The 9,671-nt window shown below is 41.5% G+C and carries 7 protein-coding genes, 7 tRNA genes and 1 pseudogene; all 15 read left to right on the top strand.

All coding sequences use genetic code 11. From position 1 onward, the window contains the following. Window positions 1-43 precede the first annotated feature (43 nt). The 15 genes and pseudogenes from ACQRCC_RS03095 to ACQRCC_RS03025 all read left to right on the top strand — a co-directional run bounded on the left by ACQRCC_RS03095 (window position 44) and on the right by ACQRCC_RS03025 (window position 9,656). Window positions 44-117 (top strand) — tRNA-Asp (locus ACQRCC_RS03095). 6 nt (window positions 118-123) lie between these two features. Next, window positions 124-196 (top strand) — tRNA-Val (locus tag ACQRCC_RS03090). A 14-nt stretch (window positions 197-210) separates the two neighbouring features. Next, window positions 211-292 (top strand) — tRNA-Tyr (locus tag ACQRCC_RS03085). A gap of 17 nt (window positions 293-309) precedes the next feature. Continuing rightward, window positions 310-382: transfer RNA gene (locus ACQRCC_RS03080), tRNA-Thr, on the top strand. A gap of 20 nt (window positions 383-402) precedes the next feature. Then, window positions 403-476, top strand: a tRNA-Met gene (locus tag ACQRCC_RS03075). A gap of 4 nt (window positions 477-480) precedes the next feature. Beyond that, window positions 481-553, top strand: a tRNA-Phe gene (locus ACQRCC_RS03070). Window positions 554-597: 44 nt separating this feature from the next. After that, window positions 598-670: transfer RNA gene (locus tag ACQRCC_RS03065), tRNA-Lys, on the top strand. A 364-nt stretch (window positions 671-1,034) separates the two neighbouring features. Beyond that, on the top strand, window positions 1,035-3,608 hold the full coding sequence (locus ACQRCC_RS03060; RefSeq protein WP_427849333.1) for a cation-translocating P-type ATPase: 2,574 nt from the start codon (window positions 1,035-1,037) through the stop codon (window positions 3,606-3,608). A 22-nt stretch (window positions 3,609-3,630) separates the two neighbouring features. Beyond that, a complete protein-coding gene (locus tag ACQRCC_RS03055; RefSeq protein WP_427849332.1) occupies window positions 3,631-4,791 on the top strand; it encodes an AI-2E family transporter in 1,161 nt (386 codons plus the stop codon). Between the two features lie 22 nt (window positions 4,792-4,813). Beyond that, complete coding sequence (bcp, locus tag ACQRCC_RS03050) at window positions 4,814-5,266, top strand: thioredoxin-dependent thiol peroxidase (protein WP_427849331.1); 453 nt, start codon at window positions 4,814-4,816, stop codon at window positions 5,264-5,266. Further along, a complete protein-coding gene (gene yaaA, locus ACQRCC_RS03045) occupies window positions 5,266-6,018 on the top strand; it encodes a peroxide stress protein YaaA (RefSeq protein WP_427849330.1) in 753 nt (250 codons plus the stop codon). The genes bcp and yaaA overlap by 1 nt, the downstream gene beginning before the upstream one ends. Window positions 6,019-6,075: 57 nt before the next feature. Next, on the top strand, window positions 6,076-6,696 hold the full coding sequence (locus tag ACQRCC_RS03040) for a nucleoside recognition protein (RefSeq protein ID WP_427849329.1): 621 nt from the start codon (window positions 6,076-6,078) through the stop codon (window positions 6,694-6,696). Window positions 6,697-6,853: 157 nt separating this feature from the next. Next, complete coding sequence (locus tag ACQRCC_RS03035) at window positions 6,854-8,107, top strand: ATP-binding protein (protein WP_427849328.1); 1,254 nt, start codon at window positions 6,854-6,856, stop codon at window positions 8,105-8,107. Between the two features lie 52 nt (window positions 8,108-8,159). Beyond that, window positions 8,160-8,489, top strand: a pseudogene (locus ACQRCC_RS03030) (nucleoside recognition protein); the annotation flags it as partial. Window positions 8,490-8,636: 147 nt separating this feature from the next. After that, window positions 8,637-9,656, top strand: coding sequence for a virulence RhuM family protein (locus tag ACQRCC_RS03025; protein ID WP_427849327.1), 1,020 nt, complete (start codon window positions 8,637-8,639; stop codon window positions 9,654-9,656). Window positions 9,657-9,671: the final 15 nt, after the last annotated feature.

The raw sequence follows: 9,671 nt of genomic DNA, 5'->3' as shown, positions 1-9,671 counted from the left end.
ATATTTTATGTGTGCAGTTTTGAAGGTACATTGAAACAAATATGGCCCAGTGGCTCAGTTGGTTAGAGCGCCGCCCTGTCACGGCGGAGGTCGAGAGTTCGAGTCTCTTCTGGGTCGTTATATGGGATCTTAGCTCAGCTGGGAGAGCATCTGCCTTACAAGCAGAGGGTCACAGGTTCGAGCCCTGTAGGTCCCATATACCTTTAGTATGGATGGATTCCCGAGTGGCCAAAGGGGGCAGACTGTAAATCTGTTGGCGACGCCTTCGAAGGTTCGAATCCTTCTCCATCCATTAGCCAGTAGGCTTAGGCCGATGTGGCTCAATTGGCAGAGCAGCTGATTTGTAATCAGCAGGTTATCGGTTCGAGTCCGATCATCGGCTTCAAATTTTATAAATATTATCGCGGGGTGGAGCAGTCTGGAAGCTCGTCGGGCTCATAACCCGAAGGTCGTAGGTTCAAATCCTGCCCCCGCAATTTTGCCCAGATAGCTCAGTCGGTAGAGCAGAGGACTGAAAATCCTCGTGTCGCTGGTTCGATTCCGGCTCTGGGCATTTTCCATGTAATGAAGAATTTTATTATGGAATTAATTAAATAGGGGCGTGTAGCTCAGTCGGTAGAGCACTTGACTTTTAATCAAGTTGTCCGGGGTTCGAATCCCCGCACGCTCACTAGATAAAAGAAGCGGAAACCTGGGATATATAAGGGTTTCCGCTATTTTTTGGTTTTTTATTGACATATTGTAAAAAGTTGGATATATTATTTTTAAGGTAAAAGGGAGTAACTGGCGTCTGTAAACAGTAGAAATTGATATATGTCATGATACTGTGAAAGGCGTTTGCGATGTCGTCAGTACGATGAGTAATCATCCGTATCGTAATGAAATGGTGAGACTTTTATTGCATGATTAATAGAATTATGCAATGAAGGTCTCTTTTTTAGTAGTTTGAAATTTTCGGTATTGTCTGTGTGTACAGCTGAAATTGAGGGAATGCTAAAAGGAGAGACTTTTGTTGCAGGAAAGTGAGGAGTTGTATGCTAAGCAGTGAGCAGGCAAAAAAGAATCAGGAACAGTATGGATTGAATGAACTCGTAGAGGGAAAGAAGAAAAGTATTGCACAGATTTTTTTGGAGCAGTATAAGGATTTCCTGGTTATCATTCTGATTGCAGCGGCAATTATTTCAGGTTTTTTGGGAGATGTGGAAAGTGCGGCAGTAATTCTGATCGTTATTACGATTAATGCGATTCTGGGGACAGTACAGACGGTGAAAGCAGAACAATCGTTGAATAGTCTGAAGCAATTATCTGCGCCGGAAGCAAAGGTTATGCGTGATGGAGTTTTAATGCAGATTCCTTCCAGAGAGGTTACGATTGGCGATGAAGTAATTCTGGAGGCGGGTGACTGTGTTCCCGCTGATGGAAAATTGATAGAATGTGCCAGTCTGAAGGTGGATGAAAGTGCTCTGACGGGAGAAAGTCTGGCAGTGGAAAAATCATTGGATGAGGTGCCGGAAGGAGCAGCTCTGGGAGATCAGACGAATCGGGTCTTTTCCGGAAGTTTTGTTACTTATGGGCGTGCTTCATTTGAAGTAACTGAAATCGGAATGGGAACAGAGGTTGGAAAGATTGCAAGTCTTCTTAAAAATACTTCCGAAAAACGTACGCCTTTGCAGGTGAATCTGGATGACTTTGGAAAGAAGCTTTCGATTCTCATTTTGATCTTCTGTGGTATTTTATTTGGAATCAGTGTATTTAGAGGTGATTCTCCGGGAAATGCATTTCTTTTTGCAGTAGCATTGGCAGTGGCAGCTATACCGGAGGCATTGAGTTCTATTGTTACAATTGTTCTTTCTTTTGGAACCCAGAAGATGGCGAAGGAACATGCAATTATTCGGAAACTGCAGGCTGTTGAAGGTCTTGGAAGTGTATCTATTATTTGTTCAGACAAGACAGGAACACTTACGCAAAATAAGATGACGGTAGAGGATTATTACGTAGATGAAAGACGAATTCCTGCCAGTGAAATTTCGCTGGAGAGCATGGACGAAAAGGATAATCAGGGACGGCTTTTACTTTACAGTATCCTTTGCAATGATTCTACCAATACAGATGGAAAAGAAATCGGTGATCCGACGGAGACTGCGTTGATTAATCTGGGAACCAGACTTGGATATGAGGCGTTGGAGGTTCGAAATAAGTATGAGCGACAGGCTGAGATTCCATTTGACAGTGACAGAAAACTCATGTCTACAGCCCACTGGATTGATGGCGAATATACTTTGGTTGTTAAAGGAGCTGTAGATGTACTTCTGAAGCGCTTGACTCATATTCAGGTGGAAGATGAAATTCGGGAAATTACAGAGGAAGACAGAAAGAAGATTGAAACTCAGAATATGGAATTTTCCCGGGAGGGACTTCGTGTGCTTGGGTTTGCATATCGTACATTTTCAAAAGAGGAGTGTGCAGCAAATGGAGATGAAGCAAGAGAGATTACTCTGGATGATGAAAATAATCTGACATTCCTTGGATTGATTTCCATGATGGATCCGCCGCGGGAGGAATCCAGAGCAGCGGTTATGGAGTGTATTAAGGCTGGTATTAAGCCGATCATGATCACCGGAGATCACAAGATTACGGCTGCAGCCATTGCAAAAAGAATTGGGATTCTGAAGGATGAATCGGAGGCCTGTGAAGGCGCTGTTATTGAAAATATGTCGGATGAAGAGCTTCAGGATTTTGTAGAAGGAATATCTGTATATGCAAGGGTTTCACCGGAGCACAAGATCCGTATTGTCCGTGCATGGCAGGAGAAAGGCAATATTGTTGCGATGACAGGAGACGGCGTAAATGATGCACCGGCTCTGAAACAGGCAGATATCGGTGTGGCAATGGGAATTACGGGAACTGAAGTTTCAAAAGATGCATCATCAATGGTTTTGACAGATGATAATTTTGCGACTATTATAAAAGCAGTAGAAAACGGAAGAAACATTTACCGCAATATTAAAAATTCAATTCAGTTCCTGTTATCAGGAAATTTTGGTGCGATTTTGATGGTATTGTATGCATCAGTTGCAGGGCTTCCGGTTCCGTTTGCTCCGGTACATTTACTGTTTATCAATCTTCTGACAGACAGTCTTCCGGCTATTGCACTTGGACTGGAGCCACACAATAAACAGGTGATGGAAGAAAAGCCCCGTCCGATGAATGAGTCTATTTTAACAAAAGATTATCTGATTCGTATAGGAGCAGAAGGACTGTGTATTAGTATTATGACGCTTCTGGGATTCCTCTATGGGCTTAAAAATGGCGGAAGTGCTCTGGCAGCTACAATGGCTTTTGGAACGCTGTGCACCAGTCGTCTGGTACATGGTTATAATTGTAAATCTAACCGCCCTGTTTTATTTACGAAGAAATTTTTTAATAACATATATCTTACCGGAGCCTTCCTGCTGGGATTGGCGTTAATTACGGCTGTATTGACGATTCCGGGACTCCAGGGAGTATTTAAGGTGGTTACATTATCTTTTGGACAGTTAATGATGGTATATGGCCTGGCTTTATTGAATCTTCCGGTTATACAGCTTATGAAGAAGCTGAAAAAATAACAGGCAAGTGAGGAGAAATTAAATGGAATTAAGTAAAGAAAATGTCAGGAAAATCAGAGGGATTATTTTATTTGCTGCGCTGGTTGTAGCATGTCTCTGGAAATATGATTTAGTGATTTCTGTGTTGAGTTATGCGTTTGGAGTTATCTTTCCTTTTGTACTCGGAGGAGCAATGGCATTTGTATTAAATGTACCTATGAATTTTATCGAGCGCCATTTATTTCCGGAAGAGAAAAAAGAAAAAAATAAATCCATGAAGAAGATTGCAAGGCCGGTCAGCCTGATTATCGTATTAATTCTGGTTGTGAGTGTCATTTCACTGGTAATGTTTGTCTTGATTCCTCAGCTGGGAAGAACATTTTCCAGCCTGGGAGAGAGTATTCAGGCATTTATTCCTAAGGTGCAGATGTGGGCAACAGATTTATTTCATAATAATAAAGAAATTGTGGCTATGGTCAATAATCTGGAATTTGACTGGAATAAAGTGATGCAGTTCGCTGTTAATTTCTTTAAGAAAGGTGCCGGAAGTGTACTGGATTCTACCATTCTCGTTGCAAGAAGCATTGTGAGCGGAATGGCGACCTTCTTTATCGCTTTCGTATTTGCATGTTATATATTGCTGCAGAAGAAAAAACTGAATCTGCAGGTGAAAAAAGTATTATTTGCATTCGTTCCAAAGGGAAAGGCAGAGGCGATACTGGAAGTATGTACGCTTACTTATAATACATTTTCAAGTTTTCTGACGGGACAGTGTGTGGAAGCCATTATTTTAGGAAGTATGTTTGTGGTTGTGATGGCGATTCTGAGACTGCCGTATGCGCTTCTGATAGGTATACTGATTGCATTCACTGCATTGATCCCTATATTTGGAGCATTTATCGGATGTGCGGTTGGAACGTTCCTTATTTTTATAGAATCACCTTTCCAGGCGTTGATATTTATCATTGTGTTCCTGGTGCTGCAGCAGATAGAGGGAAACCTGATTTATCCGCGTGTGGTTGGCGGTTCGGTGGGACTTCCGTCCATATGGGTACTGGCAGCAGTAAGTATCGGCGGTAATTTAATGGGTATTGTCGGAATGCTGGTATTCATACCTCTGGTATCCGTGCTTTATGCCCTGTTTCGTGAGGTAGTATATATCAAATTAATGCAGCAGAAAATTGATCCAAATGAAATCAAATAGTATTACAAAGGAGGAGTACACGATGTTAGAAGTTGGTACAAAAGCACCGGCATTTGAGCTGCCGGATCAAAATGGAGAGATGCATACATTAGAGGAATACAAAGGGAAGAAAGTAATCTTATATTTTTACCCGAAGGACAGTACACCGGGATGTACGAAGCAGGCCTGCGGTTTTGCCGAACGCTATCCGCAGTTTTTGGAAAAAGGTGCAGTGGTCATCGGAATCAGCAAAGATTCTGTAAAATCCCACAAAAATTTTGAGACAAAATATGAGCTGCCGTTTACGATTCTTTCCGATCCGGAACGCCAGGCAATCGAGGCATATGATGTCTGGAAGGAAAAGAAAAATTACGGAAAAGTATCAATGGGAGTTGTCCGCACGACCTATCTGATTGATGAAAATGGAATCATTATTAAGGCTATGGATAAAGTGAAGGCAGCAGACAATCCGCAGCAGATGCTGGAGGAATTATAATGAGAATTATTCTTTCACCTGCCAAGAAAATGAATGAAAACACCGACGATCTTGCACCACAGGGATTGCCGGTGTTTCTGGAAAGAACAGAAGAGATTATGCACTGGATACAGCGTCTGTCCTATGAAGATGCGAAAAAAATGTGGGCATGCAATGATAAGATTGCGCAGCAAAACTATGAGCGATTTGTAAAAATGGATCTGTATCATCGGCTGACCCCGGCAATTTTATCTTATGAGGGGATCGCATATCAGTATATGAGTCCTTCGGTTTTTGAAAACGGAGAGTTCTCCTATGTACAGGATCATTTGCGGATATTATCTGCATTTTACGGAGTCCTCAAACCTATGGATGGTGTGACGCCTTATCGCCTGGAGATGCAGGCGAAGGCAAAAATTGCCGGGAAGAAGGATCTTTATGCATACTGGGGAGACCTCCTGTATCGGGAAGTAATGGATGACAGCCGGGTGATTATTAATCTGGCTTCCAAAGAATATTCCAAATGCATTGAAAAATATTTGACTGCGGAAGATACTTTTATCACTTGCATTTTCGGAGAATTTGCAGGGGAAAAGGTCGTGCAGAAGGGTGTCTATGCCAAGATGGCAAGAGGAGAAATGGTTCGCTACATGGCAGAGCATAATATTGAGAACCCGGAAGAGATGAAAAATTTCGACAGGCTGGGATATCGGTTCCGGGAAGAAATCTCAAATGAGAAAGAGTACATATTTATCAAAGAAAAGCATACTTAAAAATGATTCCGTAAAATATACTGTTCCTAAGGAAAGTATTTTCAGGAAAAAATCGGTATGTTAAATTATTTGTGGGCAGGAATGATTATCATTGGCGTAATATATGCGGCATTTACAGGAAGACTCCCAGATGTTACCAATGCGGCACTGGACTCTTCGAAAGAGGCTATTACCCTTTGTATTACTATGATGGGGGTAATGTCCTTCTGGGTGGGGCTTATGGAGATCGCTACTGAGGCAGGAATCATCCGGTATTTGTCAAGGAAGCTGAGACCGGTGATTCGGTTCCTGTTTCCGGAGCTTCCGGCAAAACATCCGGCAGAAGAACATATTACCACTAACATAATTGCTAACATCCTTGGCCTTGGCTGGGCTGCGACCCCCGCGGGCTTAAGAGCCATGGAAGAGCTTGGCAAGCTTGAAGAAGACAGGCGGCGAGGGCGCCTTCCGGGGCCGGTAAGGGCAATAGGCGTGGCGAGCAATGAGATGTGTACATTTTTGATTATCAATATTTCATCTTTGCAGTTGATTCCGGTGAACGTGATCGCCTACCGGAGCCAGTACGGCAGCGTGAACCCTGCGGGAATTGTGGGAGCCGGGATCGTGGCCACAGCGGTGAGCACGGGAGTGGCGGTCTTGTTCTGTAAGATGATGGATAGAGGGAAGCGGAGAGCGTGAGGGCTCTCCGTTTTGTTGTATGCCGGCATTTTTAATCTTACTACATAAAAATGTGCAATACACATAAAATAGGAATGAATATTGAAACAAATAAGGAAAAATGGTAGAATATCATTACTAAAAAGTGTGCATATACAAGAAAAAAGGGAGTGGATTAATGGAGATTAAGAGAGATGCTTATTTGAAACAGCTGATCGAACGGAAAGATAACGGAATGATAAAAGTAATTACAGGTATCCGCAGATGTGGTAAGTCTTTCCTGTTGTTTACCATATTTAAGAGATACTTGCTCGAAAATGGCATTGATGCAGACCACATTATTGAGATTGCATTGGATGGCATTGAAAATGAAGAGTTAAGGAATCCCAAGGTGTGTTATCGATATATCAAGGATGTCATGAAGGATGACCATAGATATTATCTGCTTCTGGATGAAGTTCAGTTTATGCCGCGATTTGAAGAAGTATTGAACAGTTTGCAGCGTATGAACAATATTGATGTATATGTGACTGGAAGTAATTCCAAATTCCTTTCTAGCGATATTGTAACAGAGTTCCGAGGAAGGGGGGATGAAATCAGGATTTATCCCTTATCTTTTGCAGAATTCTATTCTGTCTATGATGGTGATTATGATGATGCGTGGAATGATTATATGATTTATGGAGGACTTCCGCAGATTGTAGGACTCAAGAGTGAGCGTCAGAAAGCAGATTATTTGAAAAATATCTTTACAAACGTATATCTTAAAGACGTTGTAGAAAGAAACAAGATTCAATGTGTGGATGAAATCGGTATTTTAGTGGATATTCTTGCTTCAGCCATTGGCGCACCGACTAATCCAACAAGGATTTCCAATACTTTTACCAGTGAACGCCAGATGACTTATACCAACAAGACAATCTCTAATCACATCGATTATCTGGCGGAGGCTTTTTTGATTTCTAAGGTATGTCGCTATGATATTAAGGGGAGAAAATATATTGGAGCTAACCTGAAATATTATTTTACTGATTTGGGACTGAGAAATGCACGATTAAATTTCAGACAGCAAGAACCTACGCACATTATGGAGAATATCGTATATAACGAGTTGCTCATCCGTGGTTATAACGTTGATGTGGGCATTGTTGATGTGTTTGCTAAAGATAATGAGGGAAAGCGTATCCGTAAACAATTTGAAGTTGATTTTGTGGTAAATCAGGGAAGTCAGAGATATTATATTCAGGTGGCCTATGATATGACTTCGGAAGAAAAACAGAAACAGGAGTTTAATTCCTTTCGAAATATCCCGGATTCCTTTAAAAAGATAGTCATTGTAAACGGAACAGGGAAACCATGGCGTAACGATGAAGGATATGTCATCATGGGAATGAAGTATTTCCTTTTAAATGCCTATAGTCTGGAATTCTGAAGGAAAATAAGTTGTATCGGAAAGAGAATTTTTTAGTCCTATCTTGACACCAGCTAACGTCCTCGGCCTGGGCTGGGCCACGACCCCCGCGGGCTTAAGAGCCATGGAAGAGCTTGGCAAGCTTGAAGAAGACAGGCGGCGCGGGCGCCTTCCGGGGCCGGTGAGGGAGAGAGGCGTGGCGAGCAATGAGATGTGTACATTTTTGATTATCAATATTTCATCTTTGCAGTTGATACCGGTCAATGTGATCGCTTACCGGAGCCAGTACGGCAGCGTGAACCCTGCGGGAATTGTGGGAGCCGGGATCGTGGCCACGGCGGTGAGCACGGGAGTGGCGGTAGTGTTTTGTAAGATAATGGATAGAGGGAAGCGGAGAGCGTGAGGGCTCTCCGTTTTGTTGCATATTCAGCAAGCATTCTATAATACTCTATAGTAGAAATTTAAGAAAAGCCCTCCAAATAATGAATAGAACACTTGTTCTAAAAGGGCGGAAATGGTACAATAGAATAAGTCGAAAGGAGATAAAGTAATGGACGAAAAAAAACTTATGATTCGCAGCAGTACAGCAGAATTTTTAATCTTTGAGAAACAGAATCATGCTAATGGTATTGAAGTTCGATACGAAGACGGAACATTATGGTTAACACAAAAAATGCTTTGTTTACTTTTTGATGTTGAAAAATCAACACTTAGTGAGCATTTGTCTAATATATATGCAAGTGGAGAGCTGGAAGAAGAGTCAACTGTTCGGAAATTCCGAACAGTTCAGCAGGAAGGAAAACGACAGGTAAATCGAGAATTAATTCATTATAATTTAGATGCAGTTATTTCTGTGGGATATAGAGTGAATTCTATTCGGGCAACACAGTTTCGTCGATGGGCAACACAGGTGTTAGCGCAATATGCGAAAACAGGGTATGTAATTGATAGAGAGCGAATGGAAAATGGAGCTTTTTTGGACGAAGACTATTTTGAGAGGCTCCTGGAAGAAATTAGAGAAATTAGGCTCAGTGAACGGAGGTTTTATCAGAAAATAACAGATATATATGCCACAAGTATTGATTATGATAAAGGGTCCCCAGTTACAAAGCAGTTTTTTGCAAAAGTGCAAAATAAAATGCACTATGCTGTAACGGGAAATACCGCAGCTGAAATTATTTTTACTAGAGCTAATAGTCAGAAAGAATATATGGGATTGACATCATGGGCAAAATCACCGGATGGAAAAATCATGAAATCCGATGTATCAATAGCAAAGAATTATCTTTCGAAAAATGAAATAGAAGATCTGGGAAGAATTGTGAATGCATTTTTGGATTTGGCAGAGAGTGCAGCAAAACGACGAATCCCGATGACTATGGAAGATTGGGCAAAACGTATAGACAGATTTCTTCTTGCAGATGACAGAAATATATTAGAAGATGCAGGAAAAATATCAATGGCAATTGCTAAGGATCATGCGGAAACAGAATTTGAAAAATATCGTATTATTCAGGATCAGATTTTTGAAAGTGATTTTGATAAGCTAATGTTGGAAAGAAATAAATAAAATAGAAATATTTAG

It is taken from the genome of Sporofaciens sp. SGI.106, assembly GCF_050314255.1.
In the GTDB taxonomy this organism is placed as follows: Bacteria; Bacillota; Clostridia; order Lachnospirales; family Lachnospiraceae; genus Claveliimonas.
This window is presented reverse-complemented; position numbering and strand designations above follow the sequence as displayed.